This window comes from Bradyrhizobium sp. CCBAU 53340, assembly GCF_015291645.1.
Taxonomy (GTDB): Bacteria; Pseudomonadota; Alphaproteobacteria; order Rhizobiales; family Xanthobacteraceae; genus Bradyrhizobium.
This window is the reverse complement of record NZ_CP030055.1, coordinates 5103530-5127031: the sequence shown is the minus strand read 5'-3', so window position 1 is coordinate 5127031 and position 23502 is coordinate 5103530. Positions and strand designations below refer to the sequence as shown.

Here is a 23502-nt window from a genome sequence, read left to right as displayed (position 1 = left end):
CTCAGCGCCTCGCCAACAGGCCTTGCGGCCGGATGGCCAGCACAAGCACCATGATCAGGAAGGTCACGACGATGGCATAGGTCGGGATGTAGACCGAGCCGAGCTGCTCGGCGAGGCCAATGATCAGCGCGCCGAGCGCCGCACCGGGGATCGAGCCCATGCCGCCGACGATCACGACGACGAGCGAAGCCAGCAGGAAGCGGATATCCTCGCCCGGCGACAATGACTGGAAGGTGCCGCCGACGACGCCGGCGATGCCCGCAAGCCCGGCGCCGAAGGCGAACACCAGCACGAAGACGAGCTGGATGCGCACGCCGGTCGCGGCAAGGATGTCGCGGTCGTCCACACCGGCGCGGATGATCATGCCGATCCGAGTGCGGTTCAGCGCGAGCCACATCGCGATGCCGATCACCACGGAGGCGGCAAAGATCACGAGGCGCACCAGCGGATATCCAAGATAGACCGGCTCGCCCGAGGATTTGATTGCTGTGATCAACGGCAGCTCCACCGGACCGATCAACCAGTTTGGCGTCTGGATCTGGTAGAAGTCGCCGCCGCAGGCCCACAGCATGAGATCCGCGAACACGATCGAAAGTCCGATCGTGACCATGGTCTGCCTGAGATCTTGTCCCTCCATGCGCCGGAACACGATGACCTGGAGCAGGACGCCGACCAGAGCCGACAGGATGAACGCGACGATGAAGCTGAGGACCCAGGAGCCGGTCGACGTGCTGATAGCATACCCGACATAGCCGCCGAACAGATACAGGGAGCCGTGCGCGAGATTGACGTTGCGCATCAGGCCGAAGATCAACGTGAAGCCGCTGGCGACGAGGAAGTAGAGGCCACCGAGCGTGATGCCGTTGAAGACGGCGTTGAGGAAGACGCGCTTGCGCCCGATCGCCTCCTCGAGGCCCGGCGGCCATATCGCGAAGATCAGCCAGAGCACGGCGGCAATGGCAATGATGGCGATCAGCGCCCAGGCGGGATGACGTTCGACAAAGCGGCTCATGCACGCCGCCTTCTCGGCCAAGCCGCATGCCAATGGTCCATCGAATGCAGGTCAGACAGCCTTACACCGGCTGCTCGCCTCGCCATGAACGCGCACTCCCGTCGGTCGCGATCATCTTGGGATCGCGTTGCCTCCACCTTAGCCGGGCGGCGAGGACGACGTTTGATCGTGAGTATCTTTTCGTGCCGCAGTCAGGCGCGCAAAACCTTGGCCGCGCGACGATAATCGGTCGGAGCCATCCCCACATTGGCAGCGAAGAACCGGGTGAAGCCGCTCTGCGAGGAGAAGCCGAGATCGAAGCCGATGTCGGCGATTGGCGTCTCGCTCGCCACCAATGCTTCGAGTGCTTGTTCCATGATCAGCGTGTTGAGATAGAGGTTCGGGGTGACTCCGGTCTGCACGCGGAACAGCCGGTAGAAGTGCGGCCGCGACAGGCCGGATTCGCGGGCGATGGTGTCGAGCTCGATCTCAGCGCCGGGGCTTTCCGACATCATTTTGATGCATTTGCGCACGCGAAAATCGGTGACGGAACCGTTTGCGCGTGGATCGCGCGCGATCTTGGCCTGCTGCCAGCTCTCGTCATAACAGATGTCGATCAGCGTCCGGAGCTCGGAATCGAGGCTCGACAGCGACGGTGCGCCGCACACGAGCGCTGCGGTGCGCCTGATGTGCTTGTCGAGAGCAGGCGTGCGTTTGAACTGGGTGCGGCCGAAACGCAGGCGGTCGGCGCCCGAGGTATCGGGCGCAAACCATTCGGCATTGACGTAGAGCACGAAGAAGATGGCGCCGCCATCGAGATCGGTCGGCAGGAAGTTGTGCGGTTCCCATGGATTGACCGCGACGACAGAGGACTCGATGAGATCGTAGTGTCCGTCGGACACATCGATGCATGCGGGCATGCCGCCGACATGGAAGATCAAATGACCTTCGCGATGCGCGTGAATATTGAAAGGGCGGTTCAATTGATAAACCGTCGCCCGGCCGAACCGGCCATGGAAGACGGCGAGCGCACGGCTCATGCCTTCCCCTCCCGAATGTTCTTTGTCCTTGTTAGCCAGCGTTCAACATCGCCGGCGAGATTGCAAGAGCGGAGAGCGACCGCGCCAGCGAGTCGCTCCCCGGTTGCGTCGTCGTTCTGATGCGTCAATACTTCTTACATTCCGGAACGGTTCGGCTCGGCAGTCCGATCTTGGAGAACACAGCCGGATCATAACCGAGCGTCTGGTTCACGTTCGGAATGACCTTCACGACCTTGCTGAACAGCGCGCCCTTGCCATCATCGACAACTTCAGTGACGAAGTTGGTGCCGATCGCCTGGCGATTGGAGTCGAGTTTGATCTTGCCGTTCGGCGCGTCGAGCTCGATCTTGGCCAGCGCGGCCTTGAACTTCGACTGATTGTCGCTGAGATCGCCGTTGACCTCACGCAGTGCGAGGATCAACGCCATCGTCGAGCCGTAGTAGTTGGTGGCCAGCAGCGAGGGACTCGGGAAGCGCTTGTTGGGCGGGAAAGCGTCCTGATAGGCCTTCACGAACTTTTGCCAGCCCGGGTCCTCCCAGGTGTCGGCCTGGCCGCTCGCCGCGATGGTGCCGATGAGGGCATTCTTGGCATTCCCCTTCGACGATAGGATGGTCTGGTCGATCATGATGGAACCGCCCATCAGATGCGCCTTGCCGCCGGCCTGCTGATACTGATTGAGGAAATTGACGGCATCCGCGCCGCCGAGCCCGAGATAAATGGCATCGACATCGTCGGGCAGGGCGGCAATGACGGAGGCGAAGTCCTTCGTGCCGAGCGGCACCCACTGCCGGTTGGTGACCTGTCCGCCGGCACCGCAGAACTCGAGCACGAGCCCGAATACCTGGGTGTAGATGAAGGAATAGTCCTCGCCGACGGTTGCGATCTTGCGATACTTCTTCTCCTCATAGGCATATTTTCCGAGGCCGACCTGCCACTGTGCACCGTCCATGTTGTAGCGGAAGAAGTTCGGGGCAGGGTCAACATAGGTCGTTTCCTGCGCGCCCGATGCCGCGTTGATGAAGGTCAGCTCAGGATGGGTTTTGGCAAAGTTCTTGACCGCGATGCCTTCGTCGCCGGAGAGTGGCGAAAGCAGGATCTGCACCTTGTCCTGCTCGATCAGCTTCCGGACCGCGCGTACCGCGGAGTCCGGCGTCGCGTCGGTCGAGGCGACGATAAATTCGAGTTCCTTGTCGCCGATCTTCTTGCCCAGCACGTTGAGTGCCGTCTGGTGGCCACGCATGCCGTCCTCGCCGAGCACCGTGTAGGTGCCCTCGAGCGTCGCCGTCACGCCTACCTTGATCTTTTCCTGGGCGATCGCGGCGCCTGAAAGAAACAGGCTGCTCAGCGCGAGCAGTCCAATACTGCATTTCGACATTGTGCTCCTCCCTGTGTCGTCGATCTGTTGCCGCGCCGAACCGGCGCGACGCCCGTGGCTCTCAAGTGGCCCGCGGCTTTCCCGGGAAGCTAGCCGAAGTCGAATGCGATGCACGCGTGGACGCCTCGTTCGGCTTGACGGGCAGTCTCATTTTTGAATGTTGCGGCGCAGATGGTTTCGCGGTGCAGCAGGCGAAAGATCAATGCAGCGGGATGAATTCAGCGGCGTGGCGCGGCCAGTTGTCGCGATCATCTCACAGCATGTCACACCCAGCCGCCATCGACGATGTAGTGCTGCGCCGTGCAGGCGGAGGCCTCGTCGGAAGCGAGGAAGAGGGTGAATTTTGCAACCTCGTCCGGCACGAGCCGGCGCTTCAGGCACTGGCGCTGCTGCAATTCGATCTCGCCGGCCGGCGTCATCCATTTCTCGAGCTGGCGTTCGGTCATGATCCAGCCCGGGGCTATCGCGTTGACGCGGATGTTGAACGGGCCGTAATCGCGCGCCAGCGAACGAGTCAGCCCGATCACGCCTGATTTGCTGGCGGTGTAGGCGGCCATGCCGCCTTGTCCGGCGATCCAGGACACCGAACCGAAATTGATGATTGCGCCGCCCTTCGCCGCCTTCATGTCCGGCAACACGGCTTGCGCGGCAAAGAACTGGTGCTTCAGATTCACCGCGATGCGGTCATCCCAATATTCCGGTGTCATCTCTTCGGTGTTGTGCCGCTCGTCATGCGCGGCGTTGTTGACGAGGATGTTGATCGCGCCTTGCGTGTTGCGCGCCTCCGCAACGCCGGCGCGTAGCGCAGCGATATCGGTCAGGTCGACGCGCTGGAAATGCGCATCCAGACCTTGATCGGACAATTCGCGTGCAAGGTGCTGGCCTTCATCGGCCTTGATGTCGAAGAACACAACTTTGCTCTTCTGCTGCGCGAAGCGCCGCACGATCGCGGCGCCAATTCCCGATGCGCCACCGGTGACGAGAACGACCTTTCCGGCAAGGTCAGAATAAATGGCGGCCATGAACACCTCTCGACTTGCTTGCGGACGACACACAGCGCCGTCCATTTCCCCTTGCAAACCTTAGTCATTTTCTGCCTGAGGTTCATAGATCAGAATTTTAGTTGCGTACCTCAAAAATCGAGGGCAGGATTGCAGCCAAAGAATAAGACAACCGGTCGGGAGGAATGCGATGAGGCTGCTCGGGAAGCTGGGACTCGCCGCTGCCGCATGCCTGCTCGGGGCCAATCTGGCCGCAGCCGACACAACCGTGAAATGGCTCCACATCGAGGTCAATCCGGCCCAGGTGAAGATCTGGGAGGAGGTCGCCCGCAGCTATGAGGCCTCGCATCCCGGTGTGAAGGTCGAGATGCAGTTCCTCGAGAACGAGGCCTACAAGGCCAAGCTGCCGACCATCCTGCAATCAAAGGATCGGCCGAATATCATCTACAGCTGGGCCGGCGGCGTGTTGAAGACGCAGATCGATGCCGGCGTGCTCGAAGACATCACCGACCAGGTGAAGGGCTATAGCGACAGCATCACGCCCGCGGCGCTCGCTGCGTTCACGAGCAACGGCCGCGTCTATGGCCTGCCCATTTCGCTGTCGCAGGTCGGCTTCATCTGCAACAAGGATCTGATGGCCAAAGCGAAGGTCGATCCTGCTGCAATCAAGACGTGGGATGATTTGCTCACCGCAGTGAAGACGCTCAAGGTAGCAGGCGTGACGCCGATCGTGGTCGGCGGTGCCGACAAATGGCCGCTGCACTTCTACTGGACCCATCTTGCCGTGCGCATCGGCGGCAAGGCGGCGTTCGATGCTGCATTGCGCGACGAGAATGGCGGCTTCGCCGGCGAAACGTTCCAGAAATCCGGCGAGCTGTTCAAGCAGCTCGTTGATCTCCAGCCGTTCCAGAACGGTTTCCTCGGCTTCAAGAACCCTCAGGCCGTCGGCTATTTCGGCGACGGCAAGGCTGCGATGTCGCTCGCGATCAGTTCGGTTTATAATTTGCAGCGCGCGCTGGCCGCCGACAAGGTCGGGTTGAGCGAAGACAAGATCTGCTGGTTCGATTTCCCTGTGGTACCCGGTGGCAAGGGCGCGCCGACGGATACGCTCGGCGGCATCACTGGCTGGCTGGTCACCAAGGACTCGCCGAAGGAAGCGGTCGATTTCCTCAAGTACTTCATCTCCAACGACGTGCAGACGCGGCTTGCCGCGGGCAGCTACATCATCCCCGTGGTGCAGGGCGCGGACGCCGGTCTCAACAATTCCTTCATGAAGCTGATCGCTTCCAATCTCGCAAAGTCGCAGTACCACCAGAACTTCTATGACCAGAGCCTCGGTCCCTCGGTCGGCCGCGTCGTCAACGACGTCTCGGCGGAGATTGCCGGCGGCAGCATGAGCCCGCAGGATGCGGCGAAAGCGATCGAAGCGGCGTTCAAGCAGGGCAACTGACGGTGGCGCGGCGGATGGCGATGACCTCGCCGATCGGCGTTGCCGGCGAGGCGGCTCCTCAGGCCACGGTTCGCGGCCCAGGCTGGGACGGTCGCTTCACCGTCCTGATCCTGTTCCTGCCGCCGGCATTGCTGCTGTTCACGCTGTTCGTGGTGCTACCGATCGGCGAGGCGGCATGGTATTCGGGCTTCAACTGGAATGGGTTCGGCAGGCCGACTCACTGGATCGGCGTCGATAATTATCGTTTCGTCTTGGAAACGCGCGCGTTCTGGCTTGCGCTGCGCAACAACGGGCTGATCATCGCTGTCTCGCTCGCGATCCAGCTGCCGCTCGCACTGACCCTGGCCTTGATGCTGGCCGAGAAGTTTCGCGGCGCGGTGGCGCTGCGTATGCTGTTCTTCATGCCCTATATCCTGGCGGAGATCGCGACCGGGTTGATCTTCTCCTTCGTCTATGACGGCGACTACGGCCTTGTCGCATCGATCTGGCGCCTTTTCAGCGCCGAGCCGCCGCATCTGTTGGCCTCGACCGACACAGCCATGCTGGCGGTGCTGATCGTGATCGTCTGGAAATATTTCGGCTTCCACATGATGCTGTTCATTGCTGCGCTGCAGAGCCTCGACAAGACCCTGGTCGAGGCGGCGCGGATCGATGGCGCGACGCGTTCGCAAACCTTGCGCCATGTCGTGATCCCCTTGCTCTACCCGACCATCCGGCTCTCGGTGTTCTTCGCCATCGTCGGCTCGCTGCAGCTGTTCGATCTCGTCATGCCGCTGACGCGCGGGGGACCGGCGGATTCCTCGAACACCATGGTGAGTTTCCTCTACAACAATGGCATCTCGCGCATGCGGGTCGGCTATGGCAGCGCCATCGGCGTCATCTTGTTCGCGATCTGCGTGACCTTTGCCTTCACCTACAAGCGATGGTTCATGCGCGATGAATAGTGCCGAGACTGCCCGCGCCCCGTTCGACCCCGCCGTGCTGTTCAAGGCGGCCTTTCTCGGCATCGTTGCCATCTTCGTGCTGGTGCCGCTGCTGGCAACCTTGCTCGGCGGCTTCAAATCGCTCGGCGAATTGCGCGTCAATCCATTCGGCCTGCCCAGTCATTGGGAGTGGCAGAACTATGCGGACATCCTGTTCTCCACCCGCTACTGGCAGCTCCTGCGCAACTCGCTGATCATCTCGACCCTCACGGTGACATTGACGCTGATCGTCGCCTCGATGGCGGCGTTCACCTTCGCCCACGTCAGGTTCTTCGGCTCGTCGATGCTGCTGAGCTATTTGACGCTCGGCCTGTTGTTTCCGGCAGCGACCGCCGTGCTGCCGCTGTTCATCAAGGTGCGCGACCTCGGCCTGCTCGATACCTATTTCGGCGTCGCGCTGCCGCAAGTGGCTTTCAGCCTCGCCATGAGCGTGCTGCTGCTGCGCCGCTTCTTCAAGGACATTCCCTATGAACTGCTGGAGGCCGCGCTGGTCGATGGCTGCAGCTACATCAAGTTCTTTCGTTACGTGACGCTGCCGTTGTCGCGGCCGATCCTGGCGACCGTCGGCACCATCACTTTCGTCAACAGCTGGAATGCCTATCTGTTGCCGCTGGTGATGCTCAACACCGATGCGCTCTATCCCTGGCCGCTCGGCATTATGGTTTACCAGGGCGAATATTCGTCCGAGTGGCACCTGATCCTCGCCTTCATCACGCTCACCATCCTTCCGACGATCATTCTGTTCCTGCTGGCACAGAAGCATATCGTCGCCGGCCTCACGGCAGGTGCAGTCAAGGGATGAACAAGACTTCACGGAGATTACAATGAGAAAAGTCGGCATCGGAATCATCGGCTGCGGAGTGATCAGCACCGCCTATCTCAAGGCGGCTCATCGATTCCCGGTTATGGAGGTCAAGGCGCTTGCGGATATGCGCAGCGATGTCGCCGAGCGGCAGGGCGCGGCGTTCAGCTTGCCGGCGATGCGGGTCGATCAGTTGCTCAAGCGCGATGACGTCGAGATCATTATCAATCTCACCGTGCCGCTGGCCCACACCGATGTCAGCCTCGCGGTGCTCAATGCCGGCAAGCACGTCCATTCCGAGAAGCCGCTCGGCATCAACGTCGCAGAAGCCCGCAAGGTGATGGATCTCGCCGCACAGAAGAATCTCCGCGTCGGCTGCGCGCCCGACACGTTCCTCGGCGGCGGGCACCAGACCGCCCGCAAGCTGATCGACGACGGCGCGATCGGCACGCCCGTGGCAGGCAGCGCCTTCTTCGGCTGCCCCGGCCACGAGCGCTGGCATCCTTCGCCGGGCTTCTACTATTTGCGGGGCGGCGGGCCGATGCTGGACATGGGGTCGTATTACATCACCGATCTCGTGCAGCTGCTCGGGCCTGTCGCCAGCGTGATGGGCTCGACCGCGCGCCCGAGATCCGAGCGTCTGGTCACCAGCCAGCCAATGAATGGGACCCTGATTCCGGTCGAGGTGGCGACCCACGTCGCGGGCACGCTCGAATTCGAGAGCGGGGCCGTCGTCTCGATCACGATGAGCTTCGATGTGCCGAAGCACCGCCACGCGCCGATCGAGATTTATGGTGACAAGGGCAGCATGCTGGTCCCCGACCCGAACCGCTTCGGCGGCGAAGTGCAGGTGGCCAAGACCGGCGGCGAATTTGAGACGATGCCGTTGACGCACGGTCATGTCGAAGGCGAGTTCCGCTCGATCGGGGTCGCCGACATGGCATCCGCGATCCTGAACGACCGGCCGCACCGCGCCAGCGGCGCGCTGGCCTTCCACGTGCTCGAGGTGATGGAGGCGTTCCAGACCTCCGCCGACGAGGGGCGGCGCGTCAAGATCGAGAGCCGCGTCGAGCGGCCGGCGATGCTGCCGGCCGGGCGTGAAACCGGACAGATCGACTGAGGACAGAGATATGCGCAAGGCATTGATTGTATGGGGCGGCTGGCCGGGACACGATCCCGATCTCTGTGCCTCGATGATCCGCGGCTGGCTGAAGGCGGAAGGCTTCGAGGTCCGGATCGAAACGACGACCGAGGCATTCGGCGATCCCAAAATCCATGATCTCTCGCTGATCATCCCGATCTACACCATGTCGAAGATCGAGAAGGCGGAAGCGCTCAATCTCTGTGCAGCTGTGCGTGGCGGCGTTGGGCTCGCCGGCCATCACGGCGGCATGTGCGATGCGTTCCGCGATTCCGTCGATTACCAGTTCCTGTGTGGCGGACAGTGGGTCGCCCATCCCGGAAACATCATCGATTACAAGGTCGACTTGACGAGGCCGGATGACCCCATCATGAAGGGGCTGACGAGTTTCGAACACCGTTCCGAGCAGTACTACATGCATGTCGATCCCGCCAACGAGGTGTTGGCGACCACAACCTTTACCGGCGAGCACGCACCCTGGATCGAAGGCGTGGTTATGCCGGTGGTGTGGAAGAAGCGCTATGGCGCGGGCAGGGTGTTCTATTCCTCGCTCGGTCATCGCGCCTACGAGCTTGACGTGCCGGAGATCAGGACGCTGATGACCCGCGGCATGTTGTGGGCGGCGCGCGAATGACAGCCGGCGCGGTCCAGCCGGTCTTTCGCGCTACGCTCGAGGATGTCGCGCGAGCAGCGGGCGTTTCGCTCGCCACCGTGGACCGTGTCGTCAACCGGCGCGAGGGCGTGCGCGCCAAGACGGTCGCCCGCGTCGAGGCTGCGGTGGCGAAACTGGGGTATCGCGCCGACGTCGCGGCGGCGCGGCTCGCCCGCGGACAGAGTTTTCGCTTCGCCTTCGTGCTGCCGAGTGGCAGCAACAGCTTCATGACCAACCTGACCGAGCAGGTCCAGCGCACCGCGGAGTGGCTTGCCAGCCAGCGCGGTTTCATCGACATCCTCCATGTCGACGTGTTCGATCCGGATGTGCTCGCAGGCGCGCTAGAGACTCTATCGCCAGCCTATCAGGGAGTGGCCGTCATCGCGCTGGACCATCCCAGGGTGCGGGCCGCGATCGACGAGCTCGTCTCGCGCGGAGTCGCTGTGGTGACCCTTGTGTCGGACGCGCCGAGCGCGCGACGCCTCCACTACGTTGGAATAGACAATCCGGCCGCGGGCCGGACTGCGGCAACGCTGATGGGACGTTTCCTCGCCGGCGGCGAGGGGACGGTTGCGGTGATCGCGGGATCGTTGTCGCTGCGCGACCACGCCGAGCGGCAGTTCGGCTTTCATCAGATCCTGTCCAGCGAGTATCCGAACCTGCGCGCGCTGCCGGTTCTCGAGGGCCGCGACGACAGCGGTCGCACGCGAAAGTTGACGGCTGCGCTGCTCGCGCGCCATGCGGATATCCGCGGCATCTATTGCTGTGGGGCCGGAAATCGCGGCATTGCCGATGCGCTCGAGGCCGCGGGCCGCGCGCGCGAGGTGGTCTGGATCACCCATGAGCTGACCCAGCACACGCGGCGCTTCCTGGTCCGCGGCACGCTCGATGCGATCATCAACCAGGATCCGGGCCACGAGGCGCGCTCTGCGGCGCGCGTCCTGCTCGCGCATTGCTCTGGCGAGCCCATCAGTCCGGACCAGGAGCGCATCCGCATCGACATCTTTCTGCGAGACAATCTGCCGTAAGGTCGAACTCGTCGGAGATGCGCCGCTTGTCTGCAATTGCAGAAGCACCGTCGCAACGAGCAGGACTGCGAGGAGCCAACCCCAGTCCGCCGACTTACCTTTCCAGAAGCCAGTGGCGCTCCTTCATAAAAACGCGGCAACGGCTGCGGTTCGCCGGGAGGCGTGGTATGTCTCGTTGCTAAGGACGATAGTCAGCAATGGTCGAAACATTCACATGGGATGCGAGGCGATGAACGTCCGCACTGAGGCAAAGTCCGGTTCCGGGGCTGAGCAGCGCCGCCGAGCCGCCGGCAACGCCATAACGCAGGGCGCTATCGAGCTGGTCGCCATTTGCAAGCCGTGACACCATGGCCCCCAGGAAGCTGTCGCCTGCGCCGGAAACGCTGACAGGCTCCATAGCAAGGCCATTGGCACGCAAGGCAAAGTCGCGTGTCAGGAGCAGAGCCCCGTCCGAGCCCATCGAGAGGGCAATGACCTCGATGCGATAACGTCCCATCAGGCGGCGGCCCGCTTCCAGCAGCGAGGGTTCGTCAGCGTCACCGATCCCGGCCAGCTCCTGAAACTCCCGAAGATTGGGTTTGATGAGATAGACGCCCGCTTCCAGCGCGGCTTTGAGCGAAGCGCCGGACGTGTCGACGATGACCCTGGCCGCACCTTTCGATGCCTGGACCACCCTGCCGTAGAAATCAGCCGGTACCCCCGCGGGCAGGCTACCGCTCGCAATGACATAGGCAGCCTGCGGACTGAGGCGCGAAATTGCGTCGAGGCACTGCTGCCATTCGAACTGGCTGAGCTGGGCGCCTGGAAAAACCAGCCGAAATTGCTCGCGGCTGGTTTCGTCGAAGATGGTGATGTCTTCGCGGGTGGCGTTCGATGTCGGGATGACGATGCTGCGCACGACCTCGCGTTCGACCAGCGTCGTCAGAGTCTGTCCGGTTGCACCTCCGGCCGGATAGATTGCGGTTGCTTCAAGGCCGAGCCGTTTCAGCACGCGGGCCACGTTGATCCCGCCGCCACCGGGATCGCGCTGGGGCTCGGCGCAGCGCATTTTCGTGTAGGGCATCATTTTCCTGACCGAGGTCGAAATATCGACAGCAGGGTTGATGGTCAGGGTGACGATGTCGAGCTGCGGCAACTTAGCCAAGGCCATCGACCTCCATCAGGTTACGGAGATCGACGAATGCAGCGTCGTCGTCCAGAATGAGAGAGGCCGGTTCCAGGAAATTCTCGAGCCGCCCCTTCCGATATCTCCAAGCAGGGCTGTTCGTCCTGAGGGAATGGCCTTCATCGCTGCATTCCCCTGATCAATCCGGCATACCAATCGAAAGACGATTTCGGGGTTCGCCGCAGCGAAGCATAGTCAACATAGGTCAGGCCGAACCTGTTGCTGTACCCAGAGTCCCATTCGAAGTTGTCGAGCAGTGACCAAACGAAGTAGCCACGGACATCGACGCCGCTGGAAGCGGCTCCGTTCATCGCGTTGACGTAGGCCTTTAGGAACTCTATCCGGCCCGGGTCGATTACTGCGCCGGTCTGATCGGGCCGATCGAAACTTCCGTACCCGTTCTCGAGCACGTAGATGGGCAGGCCATAATTCATGTGGACCGCCTGCAACGTCTCGCTGAAGGCATCGGGCTCGATCGGCCATCCGATCGGGGTCAAGGGAACGCCAGGCGGCTTGTCGCCGAAGTCGTAGCCCAGCATCGAGTCCGCCCGCGCCTTCACGTAGACGGGGCTATAGTGGTTCAGTCCGAACCAGTCGAGCGGACGGCAAATGCGCGCAAGATCGCCGGGTTGCATGTAGGGCTCGATCGCCGCTCGCATCGACGGCGGATATTCGCCGCGATATTGCGGATCCGGAAAGGCCGTATTCCAGTACACATCCAGGCGCGCCGCGGCCGCTGCATCGGCCTCGCTCGCACTGGAGGGCCGGCATGGTTGTCGATTATGGATACAGCCGATCGAGGCGTTGATCACGTGAGCGCGGAGCACATCGACCGCTGTCCCATGGGCAAGGTTGACATTGTGGATCATGCGGTGGAGCTTGTCCTCGCTGCCGCCGTCCCGCTTGCCGAGCGAGCGGCTGAACAGGCTGAACATCGACGGCTCGTTGAATGTCGCAAAGCGCTTGACCCGGTCGCCGAAGCGCGCGGCGATCAAACTCGCATAGTCGGCGAACCACGCGATCGATTCCCGATTGAGCCAGCCTCCGCGCTCTTCCAGGGCCTGCGGAAGGTCCCAATGATACAGGCACAGCCACGGTTCGATACCGCTGGCCTGTAGCTCGTCGATCAGCCGGTCATAAAATGAAAGGCCAGGCTCGTTGGCGGATCCGCACCCCTGCGGCAGGACACGCGGCCAGGCGACCGAGAACCGGTACGCCTGCACGCCCAACGCCTTCATCAGGCCGACATCTTCGCGGTAGCGATGATAATGGTCGCACGCGACATCGCCGGTATCGTGATTCTTGATGTCACCGCGCCGACAATAGATGTCCCAGATGCTTGGTCCGCGCCCATCCTCCTGCGTGGCCCCTTCGATCTGGAAGCTGGAGGTGGAAACACCCCAGATGAAGTCGGGGCGCAGGCTGGCGGTGTTCGGCAGTTGCGTTGTCGGCATGGACGACCTGCTTTGTCCTGGACAATCAGCGACCGGCTATGCTGTCGCGCGGTCAGCCGGTGATCGCAGGCACATTATGCGCATTGGTAGTCATGCCGGTTCCGGTTGGTATTGAGATAGGTCAAGAGGCGCCGAGCCGGCCGTGCGATGGATTGACGTCCATAGAACGTTGGCGGGGCTGCGCTTGCAAAGAACGAAATGGGGAGGGATCGTCGACGACGACCTCAGCGGAAGCGGCTTCTTCCGCGTAGCCGAGCGCAATGGCGTATTCTGGCTGGTCGATCCCGATGGTGGCAGATTTCTCTCAAAGGGAGTCAATACGGTTCGTTTCGACCAGGATCGCATCGGCGGGACCGAACGTGTGCCCTACGCGGAGGCCTGCCAGGCCAAATATGGTGGCCTTCAGACTTGGCGCGCCGCCGTCTCTGACCGGCTGGCAAGCTGGAAATTCAACACGATCGCCTGCTGGTCAGACGAACTTGTTGCCAGTGCGGGATCGCAATTGCTGGCCACGACGCCAACGGCCGAGCTCGGCGCATCCTTCCGCCTGCATCGGCGCGATCAGATCTTTCCAGACGTGTTCGATTCCGAGTTTTCAGCCCATATCCGCGCAAGCGCCGATCTGCGCTGCAGGCATCGGCGCAATGATCCCGGCTTGCTCGGCACATTCATCGACAACGAACTGTACTGGTCGCCTGACTGGCGCGGTACCGATGAGATTCTGACGCTGTTTTTGAACCTGCCGTCTCGTCGACCAGGCAGGGTCGCCGCAATCTCGGCTCTGCAGGCGCATTATCCGGATTTTGCTCAATTCAATGCGGTATGGCGCACCAAGGCGCGCTCCTGGGAGGAGCTCGGCAGGATCGAACATGTCGTGGCACCGTTCGTGAGACGTCGGCCCGGCGTCTTGAACGATGCGCTCGAGACCAAGGCCAATTTGGCAGATCCCGTCCGCGAAGCGTTCTCTGCAGATTGCGATGCTTTCGTGGCCGTCGTAGCCGACAAGTATTTCGAGCTGTGCGTCTCGGCAATCAAGGCGGCAGACCCCAATCATCTCGTCCTTGGATCGCGGTTCGGCTATCAGCCGCCGGCAGGCGTCATCGCAGCAGCTGGTCGCCATCTCGATGTGATCTCCTTCAATTGCTACGACTTCGATCCGGGTCCGGTCATTGACGCTTATGCCGCCACCGGTAGGCCATGCCTGATCACCGAATTCTCGTTTCGAGGGGATGACGCAGGATTGCCGAACAGCAAAGGGGCGGGGCCACGGCTGGCTACTCAGCTCGACCGGGCCCGGGCTTTCGAGGGCTACGTTGCGGCAGCCCTCAGCAAGCCGAATGTGGTCGGATATCACTGGTTCGAGCATGCCGATCAGCCGGCGCAGGGGCGATTTGACGGTGAAGATTCGAATTTCGGCACCGTGACCATTGACGACCGGGTCTATGACGCGCTGACAAAGACGATGACCAAGGTCAACGCCGCAGCAGAATGCATTCATGCCGCTGCCGTCCCTGTGCTGGTCTGAGCTGGACCGCGAAGGTTACGCCTTGGGTCGCGGCGGATTAGTCTCGGCGTCGGCCACCACGGCCATGGTGCGAAAGACGCTCGAAGGATTGACGCTGATCGAATCGATACCCAGCCCCGTCAAATACCGCGCGATCTCCGGATCGTTCGCGGGGGCTTCGCCGCAGATGCCGATATGGCGACCGTTGCGCTTTGCGCCGGCGATCGCCTGCCGGAACATCTCCAGCATTCCCGGATCGCGTTCATCGAAGTCGAAGGCGACGATATCGGAATCCCGGTCGACCCCCAGTGTGAGCTGAGTGAGATCATTTGAGCCGATCGAAAAGCCGTCGAACAATTCTGCGAACGCATCGATCTGGATGACGTTGTTGGGAATCTCGCACATCACGTAGATTTCGAGCCCGTCTTCGCCCCGCTTCAAACCATTGGCCGCCATCGTCGCGATCACGCGCCGGCCCTCCGCGATGGTTCGGCAGAACGGCACCATTACGCGCAAGTTGGAGAGGCCCATCTCCTGTCGCACCAGGCGGAGCGCCGCGCACTCCAGCGCAAATCCTTCGGTGTAAGCAGGATGGCTGTAGCGGGAGGCGCCCCGAAATCCCAGCATCGGATTCTCCTCGCTGGGCTCAAAGCCTTCTCCGCCAATCAGGCTGGCATATTCGTTGGTCTTGAAGTCGGAAAGCCGTACGATCACAGGCTTCGGATAGAATGCCGCGGCGATAGTGCCCACACCCTCCGCCAATCGTTGGACGAAGAAATCAGCCGGGCTCTCGAAGCCTCTGACGAGGTGAGCGATCTCGGCCCGCGCCTTGGCTGACTTGACCTTGTCGGGCTTGAGCAAGGCCATCGGGTGAATGCGGATATGCTCGCTGATGATGAACTCCATCCGGGCGAGGCCAACCCCGGCCTGCGGCTGCATCGCCGTACGGAACGCCATCTCGGGAGTGCCGACATTCACCATAATGGCCGTGCGCGGCTGCCGCAGTTGGCTCACCGGCGTTCTGGTTACGTCGAAGCCAGCCTTTCCCTGATAGACGCTGCCGACGTCGCCCTCGGCGCAGCAGATCGTGACTTCGGTCCCGGTCTTGATCTTTTGGGTCGCGAGCCCGGTCCCCACGACGGCGGGGATGCCCAACTCTCGCGCGATGATCGCGGCGTGGCAGGTGCGGCCGCCCTTGTCGGTGATGATGCCCGCCGCGATCTTCATAACCGGTTCCCAGTCCGGACTGGTTGCTGGCGCCACCAGGATCTCGCCAGGTTTGAAGGCCGCAAGGTCGTGCGAAGACACGACGCGGCGCGCCCGCCCCGAAGCGATCTTCTCGCCCACCGCGCGACCATTGACGATGACCGGGCCGTGTTCCTTCAGATTGTGAGTCTCGTAGACGTCGGCCGAACGCCGTGAGGCGACCGTCTCGGGTCGAGCCTGAATGATATAGAGCGTTCCATCGGAGCCGTCCTTGGCCCATTCGATATCCATGGGCATCGCAGCGCCCGCGTGTTCGGAATAGTGTGCCTCGATCTGGACCGCGATCTCGGCAAGCTTCAGCACCTCCTGGTCTGAGATGCAGAACTTCCGGCGTTCGGCTTCGGGCACCTTGCGGGTCAGCGTTGCATGATCGCCGCCGCGTTTGCCGTAGATCATGCGTATCTGCTTCGCTCCGAGCCGGCGCCGCAGCACGTGGCGATACCCTTGGCCCAGCGTCGGCTTGTGGACGTAGAATTCGTCCGGGTCGACCTGACCTTGCACGATGGTCTCGCCGAGGCCGTAGCAGGCTGTGACGAAGACGACGTCACGAAAGCCGGATTCGGTATCGAGTGTGAAAACGACCCCGCTTGCCGCCAGATCGGATCGGACCATTTTCATCACGGCGACAGACAACGCGACCTTGAAGTGATCGAACCCGCTATCGATGCGGTAAGAGATCGCGCGATCAGTAAATATCGAGGCAAAGCAGCGCCTGCAGGCGTCGAACAGATCCTTCGGTCCGCGCACATTGAGAAAGCTTTCGTGTTGACCCGCAAAGCTCGCTGTCGGCAGGTCCTCCGCGGTCGCCGAGCTACGCACAGCGACCGCAACCCCAGCCCCGGCCTCGCGTTCGAGCTGCCGATACGCCTCCATGACTTGATTGCGCAGGGCGGCCGTGTCCATCGCGTCGTATATGATCGCGCGAGCCTTCGTCGCTCTGCTGGCGAGCTGCTTGATGTTGCTCTTGTCGATCCTGTCGAGAAGCTGGTGCAACTCGCCAGCTACGTTGTCGCGCGACAGCGCTTCGCGATAGGCATCTGCCGTGATCGCGAAGCCGTTGGGAACGGCGATTCCTTGCGAGGAGAGGGCAGAATACAGCTCGCCCAGGGAAGCGGTCTTGCCACCGACCAGACCGACGTCGGCCAAGCCAATTTCATGAAACGATCTGATATATCCGCCCATGGCGGCAGCAGATCATGTCATGACGTTACCCGGTTGAGCCAAGTCAACATTTCCCTCAATTCGTGATGACGGTGTCCCTTAAGTGGCTCAATAGACGAAGGTTGGAGTTTCGAGGAGGTGATCATTCACCGCCACCACGCCGGGAATCGCCTCGGCGGCAACGCGAATAGCCGTGCGTTCGGCGAGCGACGGGGCAAAGCCCCAGATGTCGACCACGCCGTTCTGCACGGTCGCATTCAAATTGTATGTATGAGCCCAGGGCTGTTTTCTGAGTTCCTCTAAAAACCGCTTCCTGATGGCCGAATCGGGAAGCGAAACCTCGAACTTTGGCCTGGCGCTGGCGATAGCCTGGAGCAGGTTGGCCCGGCTGACGATCCCGACGAGCTGGCCTTCCTTGTTGACGATGGGAACGCGTTTGATCTGGCGTTCTTCGAGAAGCACCGCGATCTCGTGCAAGGGTGTCTCGGGCGCGGCGGTCGCGACCTCCCGCGTCATGATGTCCTGCACTCTGATCGAGTGCGACTTGACGTAGTCAGTCGCAAGCTGAGCGTCGCCGGTCAGCAATTGCAGCCACCAGGAGGGGGATCGTTCGGTTCCACTCTCGGTCCGGTGCATCAGATCGCCTTCGCTCGCGATTCCAAGGATCTTGTTGTCGGCATCGACGACCGGCACAGCGCTGATCCGACGTTCGAGCAGGATCTGCGCCAACTGCCGGACGGTCGCGGTTGGTCCAATCGTGACCACTGGCGATACCATTATGTCTCGTGCTTGCATGACCGGCCTCCATACCGCGTCTCGGTGGAAGGCAATCCTGCCTGATCGTGAGTGGCCCATTTTGATCGGAATCAAGCACCCGCGAGCTCCCTCTTGGTCGTTGCGTCGCCGCGCGCGTTGGGGGCTTAGCTCGGCTTTTCATGGAGACGTGCGGCGCAGCACCGCGAGTAACTCGACAAACACCTCTCCGGCCCCTGTGGGCGATGCCTCGGCATTTGCGGGATGCGATCTAAGGGAAGATCGCCTGGAGGCCGCCGCGGCTCCCTTCGCCTACCGCATTAACCGGGAAATGCCGGATCGTTTGATTTCGGTCAAACGTCTCGCCGATCGCAAAGCGATAAAGACTGATCGAACATTTTTCCGGGGTATCATCATGTCTGTCGCAAGCGTCATGGTCTACGTCGATTCCGAGCAGCAGGAAGCAGGGCAGGTTGCTGTCGCTGGGGGGATCGCAAAGACGTTCGGGGCGGCTGTCCTGGGTATTTCAGCGGTGGCCGTGGAGCCTCCCTTTGTGGCCGAAGGCGTTATCATCGAGCAGACCACCGAGGAAGATCTCAAGCGCATCAAGGCAATGCTTTCGGCGAAAGAGGCTTGGTTCAAGAGGGTCACCGGGCTGCCAAGCGAGACGGTCGAATGGCGCTGGGCACTTCAATATCCGACCGACTTTCTGGTCGAGCAAGCCCGGGCGGCCGACCTTGTGATTGTCAAGCGCAGGACGCACACGGCGAGCCACTCCCGCTTCTTCGATCCGGCCGGAGCCATGTTGCGGATGGGACGCCCCACGCTATCGGTGCCGGAGCGCGTGACGAAGTTGTCCGGTGACCGCATCGTGGTCGGTTGGAAGGACACAAGGGAAGCTCGCCTCGCCGTGCGCGACGCGATGCCGTTCCTGACCAGGGCTTCCCAGGTCACAATCGCCGAAATCTGCACGTCGGACGAGCAGGATGCAGCCCGCAAGCGGGTTCGCGACGTGGCCGGCTATCTTCAGCGGCATGGGGTGCAATGCCAGAATGAGATCCGTGTCCATACGGCGGAGCCGGATGGAGGCTATCTTATTCGGTTGGCATCCGAGCTCGACGCCGACCTCATCGTCGCCGGTGGCTATGGACATAGCCGGTTGGGAGAATGGATTTTCGGCGGCATGACCGAAACGTTGCTGCAACAGGCTCCGGTCTGCCTGCTGATGTCGCATTAGAATCTTGGCGTTAGGAGAGTGCGCGATGGACAAGGATGGTCAAGCGGCTCAAGAGAGGGCAACGAAGCAAAAAGAGGAGAGGCTTGCTCCTGATCGGGGCAAGCCGGCGGTCGAGGCCGGGCGGCTCGACCGCGCACTCAAGAATGCCTTGGAGGACGACGAGGTGCGTGAGGCGCTGAATCTGCACGGCCAGGGCAGGCGCCCCTCGCTCTGAGCCTACTGCCTGGCGCCTTTCCCCGAGTTAGGTGAGAAACTTGGGCCGGAAGCAGCGGAGCCGATGGTGTCCTACCGTCGCGATTTGGCCTTCAAAGTTTCGAGATACGCCACGATGGCCTCGATCTGATAGTCCGCCAGTCGCGGGTTGGGCATGGCCTGGTCAGGACCTAGTCTGCGATGGCTCGACGCCAGGAATTGCCGAATGTCGTCGGCGGAGAACGAGGAGCGATCGGCAATCTCCAGGAAGCTGGGCGCCCGGGGACGGGATGTTGGGGATTCCTTGGCGGCATCCTCCACAACATGGCACGTTCCGCAGATCGCATGAGCCAGGACCCGGCCTTCGGTGAATTGATCGACGAATAATTGGTTGGCGACCGGCGGACGGACCGGTACCTCGATCGTGATAGAGGCAAAGCCACTGGTCCGATGGCAGCCATTGCAATCGTTTGTCAAAGCCGAATAGGCTTTGGTGAACGCTGGCACATCTTTTTGCTGTATCGCCTCGTGTACCGCCTGCAGTCGATCCTTGGTAACAGCGATCCGTGATCGGTCGGATAGGAGGTCGCCTGCCGCTTCGAGATTTCGGTCGATCTGTTGGACTTCGTAGCTCGCAAGACTCCAATTGCTGAGCTTGCCTGCAAACCATAGCTTGGCATGCTGGAGCTGGAGCCGGGTCATGAGCTCGGAGAGCGCGCCGGGGACGGCACCTGCCGCTGGCTCAGCCGGGGTTTCGGCGCTCGATGCCGCCGCCATCGCAAAGACAATCAGGATGAGGAATGTCGGAAAGCGCATGCCAATGTCTCGGATCTTGTTCCAGCATCGCATCCGATCCTCCCGGGGGGTTGATCTTGATCAAACCCCTGCGCCGAGCGCCGACTATCTGTGAAGTCTCTCTGGAGTGGAAGACATGCGCGCGCATCAGATAATGTCCAGGCGGGTGATAGCTATCCGCCCAGATGCCTCGATCGCCGATGCCATCAAGGTCATGCTGAGCCACCACATCAGCGGCCTGCCGGTGACGAATGCGGCGGGAAAGCTGGTTGGCATCCTGTGCGAAAGTGATTTCCTCAGGCGGGCGGAGCTGGAAACGGAGCACACGCGCAACCGGCTGCTGACCGTCATGCTTGGCGCGGATCGCGCTGCGCGTGAGTTCGTGAAGGAGCACGGCCGTAAGGTCGAGCAGGTGATGACGCGTGATCCGACGACGGTGAGGGAGGATACGCCCCTCGCGGAGATTGCCGATCTGATGGAGCGCCGGAGCCTGAATCACGTCCCGGTCATGCGCGATGATCGCATTGTCGGCATCATTACCCGGTCCGACTTCCTGTCCGCAATTTCCGGTCCGCTGACAGGCGCACCCGGCTATTCGGAAGACGACAACCAGATCCGCCGAGCGGTTCTTGCGCAAATGACCGGCATGCCGTGGCAGCCCGTCGGCTTGAACGTGAGCGTCAGGAACGGCGTGGTAACGCTCCGAGGCGTCGTGAAGGGCGAGAACGCGCGCCAAGCGGCGATCGTGGCTTGCGAGAACGCTTCAGGTGTCCGACTCGTTGACGACCGCCTATGCCTTCAGTCGACATGGCCCGATCCGGAGGACGAATACGGCGGCGGTGATTTCGTGTCGCTGCAGGCCGAGCCCTCTACGTTGGATGACGAACCGTTGTAGCTCCTGCTTTGCAGGGAGGTCTTCGCAGGAGACAAACCTAATCTTCCAGTCTTTCACCGGCGAGATCGGGATTGCTGGTACGATCGGCTCCCGAGCGGATCGGCTGCCTGGCGGGCCTGTCCGCCGGCGAAAAGTAGAGCGCCAGTTCGAGGATGCCGAACATTGCGAAAACCATCAGTGCCTTGATCGCTTCGTTGGTCATCTGAATATCCTCCAACACTGGGTCTCGATTAGCGTTGTGCCACCTTGGTCAGGCCGTGGCCCGGATGCGGACGGTCGATGGCGATAGTCCTTGGTGTCTGCGCATTGAATTCAGAATGGGTCAGGTGGACGGTCAGCGCGGTCGTCATGATCGCGATGCCGGTAGCCAACCCGGTAACGACCACCTTGAGATGTGTTGCCTTGTCCGCGGTGTAGATCGAGTGATTCATGGCAGGCCCCTCGTCGGCGCGTGCTACCAAATGCCTTCTACGGCATGAATTCCTTGATCGAAATTTGGGGGCATCACCTAAGGGAAACTCCGTAGCCGCGCGCAAGCGGCGGCAACGTTTTCATTACGGAGTATCGGTTCGTGAACAGGTGGAAGCAGAGAAAAGAGCCCTGAGACCTCTTCGATTCCAGGCGCAATCCCAGCAACCAAGCTGTTGCGAAATGCCCCAGATCATTGTGCCCCTCGGTTCCGCCCAGTGTACAGCGCGATCAGCCAGACCAAGGCGGTCACGAGCAACATGGTCACGACGGTCTGGATCAGACCGAAGTTCAGCGCGTCACGCGCCACGAACAGCGCCGTGATCGGCGCTGCCAGGGCAAAGAGAATCCGAACGAGCCATCGAAGCACGGTCGCCTCGCTCCGAGGGGACTTCAGCCAGCGGCCTTCACGTCTTCGGGCGGTTCGATATAGAATCCGGAGTAGGTATCGACGAAGCAGAGATGGTCGTGAACTTCCTTGACGCCGGCGGTGTTCTCGGCGGCGACGATCGCGGCCTGACGGGCCTCGTCGGTCGTAATAAGCCCGTGCAGATGCACGACACCTTTGCGGACACTCACTTCAAAACCGATCGGCCGCCAGTCGGTGGCGTTCACCGCGCGCGTGATGCGCTCGCGAATGTGCTCATCGTCGGCCGTCGGATCGGGGATTTCGTGTACCAGGCTCGCCACGGCTTGCAGCACGTTGGTCCTGGTGACGATCCCGACCGGTGCCTTGCCCCGCATGACAGGGACACGCTTGATGTCGTGTTTCTCCATCAGGTCGACCAGCTTGGCCAGATCGTCGTCTTCCTGCACCGCCACGACCTGCTTGGTCATGACGTCGGCTACCTTGCGACCGCGCTCGTGAACGAACTCGGCAGCCGCGCGCCCGGGCCCCATGAAGAATTTCAGCCAGGCGGCGTGCCTGCGGCCAGTGCCGATCTCACTGCGGCGGAGGAAATCGCTTTCCGAGACCACACCAACGAGATTGCCCGCATCGTCGATGACGGGCAGGCCGCTGATGTGCATCTGGAGCATGATTCTGGCCGCCTCCTCGATCGTAGTATGCGGCGTTACGGCCACGAGGTTTTTCGTCATGATATGATGCGCGCGCATGTGGTGCCCTCAATTTCGCTGGGTGAGTATCGTGAATGAGGCGAGGCTGCGCTGTTCGCAGCCTCGGCTCGCGGAGCATCTCAGGTAGCCTTGACGTCGATCGTTTTGGCTGGCTTCTGTGCTTCTTCTGTCTTCGGCAGGACGACCTTGAGCACGCCGTTCTTGAACGTCGCTTCGATCTTGTCGGCATTGACCCCGTCCGGCAGCGCGAAGTAGCGCTCGAAGGAGCCATAGCGGCGCTCGGACACGTAGTAGTCCTTCTTCTTCTCTTCGGTCTCCTCCTTCTTCTCGCCTCGGATGGTGAGACCGCCGTTGACGAGCTTGACGTCAATGTTCTTCTCGTCGAGGCCAGGCAACTCCGCCGTGATCTCGTAAGCCTTGTCGCTCTCGGCGACATCGACAGCTGGCGCATTGAAGTTCTTGGACAGGTCGCGCTCTAGCCGTGCCAGCGACCGGAATGGCCGCTTCCAGAAGCCGTTGCCAAAATCGTCGAATATCTGATCGATTTCGTTTCTCAGCGCCTGAAACGGCTGCCATGCTTCACCGGCGGCCGCAGGCGCGGTGGATGTCTTGGTGACGGGTAGTTTGGTTTCGGTGGCCATGATCATCGTCTCCTTCGAGTTGACCATTTCGGTCGCTGGAAAGAATAGCCATGGCGCATCGTGCGCTGATTGATTTCTCTCAAATTCGGGGGCTGTGCCTGATATGCGGGTAAGATCGCTTTTTGTACTTCTGGAAACGAGTAAATGGGACAGGTCGGTGGACCTTTCCCAATTGCGCAACCTATGAAGCCGGTCTTCTCGGGACCCATCGGTCCCCAAGCTTGACGTAGCAGCGCTTTACCGCGGACCAGGCCGTGCGATGGGCGATCTCTTCCTGCCGGAGGTCGCCGACGTGCGAGGCAAAGCAGTGGTTGAACGCTTCTCGGTAAATGTCCATGGCATGAGGCGGCAAGTGTTGCCGCACGCCAGCGGGAAGGTCATTGTTCGAGCGATAGGGCATCGTTCGCATCCTGGGGCCACATCATCGCCGC

At 61.6% G+C, this 23502-nt stretch carries 25 protein-coding genes; 10 read left to right on the top strand and 15 right to left on the bottom strand.

Going from position 1 to position 23502, the window contains the following annotated elements; translation table 11 throughout:
- Position 1: 1 nt before the first annotated feature.
- From XH89_RS24555 to XH89_RS24540, 4 genes are all read right to left on the bottom strand, one after another.
- Complete coding sequence (locus tag XH89_RS24555) at positions 2-1012, bottom strand: branched-chain amino acid ABC transporter permease (protein WP_194462967.1); 1011 nt, start codon at positions 1010-1012, stop codon at positions 2-4.
- 191 nt (positions 1013-1203) lie between these two features.
- Complete coding sequence (locus tag XH89_RS24550) at positions 1204-2031, bottom strand: AraC family transcriptional regulator (protein ID WP_194462966.1); 828 nt, start codon at positions 2029-2031, stop codon at positions 1204-1206.
- A gap of 124 nt (positions 2032-2155) precedes the next feature.
- The gene (locus XH89_RS24545) at positions 2156-3406 is read right to left on the bottom strand and encodes an ABC transporter substrate-binding protein (protein ID WP_194462965.1); all 1251 of its coding nucleotides are present in this window, start codon (positions 3404-3406) and stop codon (positions 2156-2158) included.
- A 263-nt stretch (positions 3407-3669) separates the two neighbouring features.
- On the bottom strand, positions 3670-4428 hold the full coding sequence (locus XH89_RS24540) for an SDR family NAD(P)-dependent oxidoreductase (RefSeq protein WP_194462964.1): 759 nt from the start codon (positions 4426-4428) through the stop codon (positions 3670-3672).
- 169 nt (positions 4429-4597) lie between these two features.
- Here XH89_RS24540 and XH89_RS24535 point away from each other — a divergent pair, with 169 nt between their 5' ends.
- Genes XH89_RS24535 through XH89_RS24510 form a run of 6 tightly spaced genes read left to right on the top strand, consistent with a single transcriptional unit; the run spans position 4598 to position 10463 of the window.
- A complete protein-coding gene (locus XH89_RS24535; RefSeq protein WP_194462963.1) occupies positions 4598-5857 on the top strand; it encodes an extracellular solute-binding protein in 1260 nt (419 codons plus the stop codon).
- A gap of 14 nt (positions 5858-5871) precedes the next feature.
- Complete coding sequence (locus tag XH89_RS24530; protein WP_371825173.1) at positions 5872-6801, top strand: carbohydrate ABC transporter permease; 930 nt, start codon at positions 5872-5874, stop codon at positions 6799-6801.
- On the top strand, positions 6794-7642 hold the full coding sequence (locus XH89_RS24525; RefSeq protein WP_194462961.1) for a carbohydrate ABC transporter permease: 849 nt from the start codon (positions 6794-6796) through the stop codon (positions 7640-7642). Before XH89_RS24530 ends, XH89_RS24525 begins: the two co-directional genes overlap by 8 nt.
- A 22-nt stretch (positions 7643-7664) precedes the next feature.
- Positions 7665-8762 (top strand): Gfo/Idh/MocA family protein, encoded by a 1098-nt coding sequence (locus XH89_RS24520; protein WP_194462960.1) that lies wholly within the window; start codon positions 7665-7667, stop codon positions 8760-8762.
- A 10-nt stretch (positions 8763-8772) separates the two neighbouring features.
- Complete coding sequence (locus XH89_RS24515) at positions 8773-9417, top strand: ThuA domain-containing protein (RefSeq protein ID WP_194462959.1); 645 nt, start codon at positions 8773-8775, stop codon at positions 9415-9417.
- The gene (locus XH89_RS24510; protein WP_194462958.1) at positions 9414-10463 is read left to right on the top strand and encodes a LacI family DNA-binding transcriptional regulator; all 1050 of its coding nucleotides are present in this window, start codon (positions 9414-9416) and stop codon (positions 10461-10463) included. The genes XH89_RS24515 and XH89_RS24510 overlap by 4 nt, the downstream gene beginning before the upstream one ends.
- A gap of 178 nt (positions 10464-10641) precedes the next feature.
- On the opposite strand, the gene XH89_RS24505 is transcribed toward XH89_RS24510, so the two are convergent.
- Complete coding sequence (locus tag XH89_RS24505) at positions 10642-11607, bottom strand: 1-phosphofructokinase family hexose kinase (RefSeq protein ID WP_194462957.1); 966 nt, start codon at positions 11605-11607, stop codon at positions 10642-10644.
- 140 nt (positions 11608-11747) lie between these two features.
- Complete coding sequence (locus XH89_RS24500; protein ID WP_194462956.1) at positions 11748-13082, bottom strand: GH1 family beta-glucosidase; 1335 nt, start codon at positions 13080-13082, stop codon at positions 11748-11750.
- Between the two features lie 169 nt (positions 13083-13251).
- On the opposite strand from XH89_RS24500, the gene XH89_RS24495 reads away from it, so the two are divergent.
- On the top strand, positions 13252-14607 hold the full coding sequence (locus XH89_RS24495; protein WP_246767603.1) for an agarase: 1356 nt from the start codon (positions 13252-13254) through the stop codon (positions 14605-14607).
- A 15-nt stretch (positions 14608-14622) separates the two neighbouring features.
- On the opposite strand, the gene ppsA is transcribed toward XH89_RS24495, so the two are convergent.
- Positions 14623-17034 (bottom strand): phosphoenolpyruvate synthase, encoded by a 2412-nt coding sequence (gene ppsA / locus XH89_RS24490; protein WP_194462955.1) that lies wholly within the window; start codon positions 17032-17034, stop codon positions 14623-14625.
- 87 nt (positions 17035-17121) lie between these two features.
- A complete protein-coding gene (locus XH89_RS24485; protein ID WP_194468606.1) occupies positions 17122-17808 on the bottom strand; it encodes a CBS domain-containing protein in 687 nt (228 codons plus the stop codon).
- A gap of 148 nt (positions 17809-17956) precedes the next feature.
- On the opposite strand from XH89_RS24485, the gene XH89_RS24480 reads away from it, so the two are divergent.
- On the top strand, positions 17957-19003 hold the full coding sequence (locus XH89_RS24480) for a universal stress protein (protein ID WP_246767602.1): 1047 nt from the start codon (positions 17957-17959) through the stop codon (positions 19001-19003).
- 25 nt (positions 19004-19028) lie between these two features.
- Complete coding sequence (locus XH89_RS24475) at positions 19029-19217, top strand: hypothetical protein (RefSeq protein ID WP_194462954.1); 189 nt, start codon at positions 19029-19031, stop codon at positions 19215-19217.
- 71 nt (positions 19218-19288) lie between these two features.
- Here the strand turns inward: XH89_RS24475 and XH89_RS24470 are convergent, their stop codons facing one another.
- Positions 19289-20011 carry a c-type cytochrome gene (locus XH89_RS24470; protein ID WP_194462953.1) on the bottom strand — a complete coding sequence of 241 codons (723 nt, stop codon included), beginning with the start codon at positions 20009-20011 and terminating at the stop codon, positions 19289-19291.
- A gap of 115 nt (positions 20012-20126) precedes the next feature.
- Here XH89_RS24470 and XH89_RS24465 point away from each other — a divergent pair, with 115 nt between their 5' ends.
- Complete coding sequence (locus XH89_RS24465; protein WP_194462952.1) at positions 20127-20885, top strand: CBS domain-containing protein; 759 nt, start codon at positions 20127-20129, stop codon at positions 20883-20885.
- Between the two features lie 37 nt (positions 20886-20922).
- On the opposite strand, the gene XH89_RS24460 is transcribed toward XH89_RS24465, so the two are convergent.
- From XH89_RS24460 to XH89_RS24435, 6 genes are all read right to left on the bottom strand, one after another.
- Positions 20923-21087 carry a hypothetical protein gene (locus XH89_RS24460; protein ID WP_194462951.1) on the bottom strand — a complete coding sequence of 55 codons (165 nt, stop codon included), beginning with the start codon at positions 21085-21087 and terminating at the stop codon, positions 20923-20925.
- A gap of 28 nt (positions 21088-21115) precedes the next feature.
- On the bottom strand, positions 21116-21316 hold the full coding sequence (locus tag XH89_RS24455; protein ID WP_194462950.1) for a hypothetical protein: 201 nt from the start codon (positions 21314-21316) through the stop codon (positions 21116-21118).
- Positions 21317-21546: 230 nt separating this feature from the next.
- Positions 21547-21723: a hypothetical protein gene (locus XH89_RS24450; protein WP_194462949.1), complete on the bottom strand. Its 177-nt coding sequence runs from the start codon at positions 21721-21723 to the stop codon at positions 21547-21549.
- A gap of 23 nt (positions 21724-21746) precedes the next feature.
- The gene (locus XH89_RS24445; protein WP_194462948.1) at positions 21747-22469 is read right to left on the bottom strand and encodes a CBS domain-containing protein; all 723 of its coding nucleotides are present in this window, start codon (positions 22467-22469) and stop codon (positions 21747-21749) included.
- Positions 22470-22549: 80 nt separating this feature from the next.
- Positions 22550-23071 (bottom strand): Hsp20/alpha crystallin family protein, encoded by a 522-nt coding sequence (locus XH89_RS24440; protein WP_194468604.1) that lies wholly within the window; start codon positions 23069-23071, stop codon positions 22550-22552.
- A gap of 181 nt (positions 23072-23252) precedes the next feature.
- Positions 23253-23408 (bottom strand): ChaB family protein, encoded by a 156-nt coding sequence (locus XH89_RS24435; protein WP_371825236.1) that lies wholly within the window; start codon positions 23406-23408, stop codon positions 23253-23255.
- Positions 23409-23502 lie beyond the last annotated feature (94 nt).

Excerpts from the sequence above, each read along its gene's own strand:
- XH89_RS24470 (WP_194462953.1), bottom strand. The coding sequence starts at position 20,011 with ATGCGCTTTCCGACATTCCTCATCCTGATTGTCTTTGCGATGGCGGCG.
- XH89_RS24445 (WP_194462948.1), bottom strand. The coding sequence starts at position 22,469 with ATGCGCGCGCATCATATCATGACGAAAAACCTCGTGGCCGTAACGCCG.
- XH89_RS24555 (WP_194462967.1), bottom strand. The coding sequence starts at position 1,012 with ATGAGCCGCTTTGTCGAACGTCATCCCGCCTGGGCGCTGATCGCCATC.
- ppsA (WP_194462955.1), bottom strand. The coding sequence starts at position 17,034 with ATGGGCGGATATATCAGATCGTTTCATGAAATTGGCTTGGCCGACGTC.
- XH89_RS24455 (WP_194462950.1), bottom strand. The coding sequence starts at position 21,316 with ATGAATCACTCGATCTACACCGCGGACAAGGCAACACATCTCAAGGTG.
- XH89_RS24535 (WP_194462963.1), top strand. The coding sequence starts at position 4,598 with ATGAGGCTGCTCGGGAAGCTGGGACTCGCCGCTGCCGCATGCCTGCTC.
- XH89_RS24540 (WP_194462964.1), bottom strand. The coding sequence starts at position 4,428 with ATGGCCGCCATTTATTCTGACCTTGCCGGAAAGGTCGTTCTCGTCACC.
- XH89_RS24500 (WP_194462956.1), bottom strand. The coding sequence starts at position 13,082 with ATGCCGACAACGCAACTGCCGAACACCGCCAGCCTGCGCCCCGACTTC.
- XH89_RS24515 (WP_194462959.1), top strand. The coding sequence starts at position 8,773 with ATGCGCAAGGCATTGATTGTATGGGGCGGCTGGCCGGGACACGATCCC.
- XH89_RS24435 (WP_371825236.1), bottom strand. The coding sequence starts at position 23,408 with ATGGACATTTACCGAGAAGCGTTCAACCACTGCTTTGCCTCGCACGTC.
- XH89_RS24465 (WP_194462952.1), top strand. The coding sequence starts at position 20,127 with ATGCGCGCGCATCAGATAATGTCCAGGCGGGTGATAGCTATCCGCCCA.
- XH89_RS24460 (WP_194462951.1), bottom strand. The coding sequence starts at position 21,087 with ATGACCAACGAAGCGATCAAGGCACTGATGGTTTTCGCAATGTTCGGC.
- XH89_RS24520 (WP_194462960.1), top strand. The coding sequence starts at position 7,665 with ATGAGAAAAGTCGGCATCGGAATCATCGGCTGCGGAGTGATCAGCACC.
- XH89_RS24550 (WP_194462966.1), bottom strand. The coding sequence starts at position 2,031 with ATGAGCCGTGCGCTCGCCGTCTTCCATGGCCGGTTCGGCCGGGCGACG.
- XH89_RS24545 (WP_194462965.1), bottom strand. The coding sequence starts at position 3,406 with ATGTCGAAATGCAGTATTGGACTGCTCGCGCTGAGCAGCCTGTTTCTT.
- XH89_RS24440 (WP_194468604.1), bottom strand. The coding sequence starts at position 23,071 with ATGGCCACCGAAACCAAACTACCCGTCACCAAGACATCCACCGCGCCT.
- XH89_RS24530 (WP_371825173.1), top strand. The coding sequence starts at position 5,872 with ATGGCGATGACCTCGCCGATCGGCGTTGCCGGCGAGGCGGCTCCTCAG.
- XH89_RS24525 (WP_194462961.1), top strand. The coding sequence starts at position 6,794 with ATGAATAGTGCCGAGACTGCCCGCGCCCCGTTCGACCCCGCCGTGCTG.
- XH89_RS24485 (WP_194468606.1), bottom strand. The coding sequence starts at position 17,808 with ATGCAAGCACGAGACATAATGGTATCGCCAGTGGTCACGATTGGACCA.
- XH89_RS24475 (WP_194462954.1), top strand. The coding sequence starts at position 19,029 with ATGGACAAGGATGGTCAAGCGGCTCAAGAGAGGGCAACGAAGCAAAAA.
- XH89_RS24510 (WP_194462958.1), top strand. The coding sequence starts at position 9,414 with ATGACAGCCGGCGCGGTCCAGCCGGTCTTTCGCGCTACGCTCGAGGAT.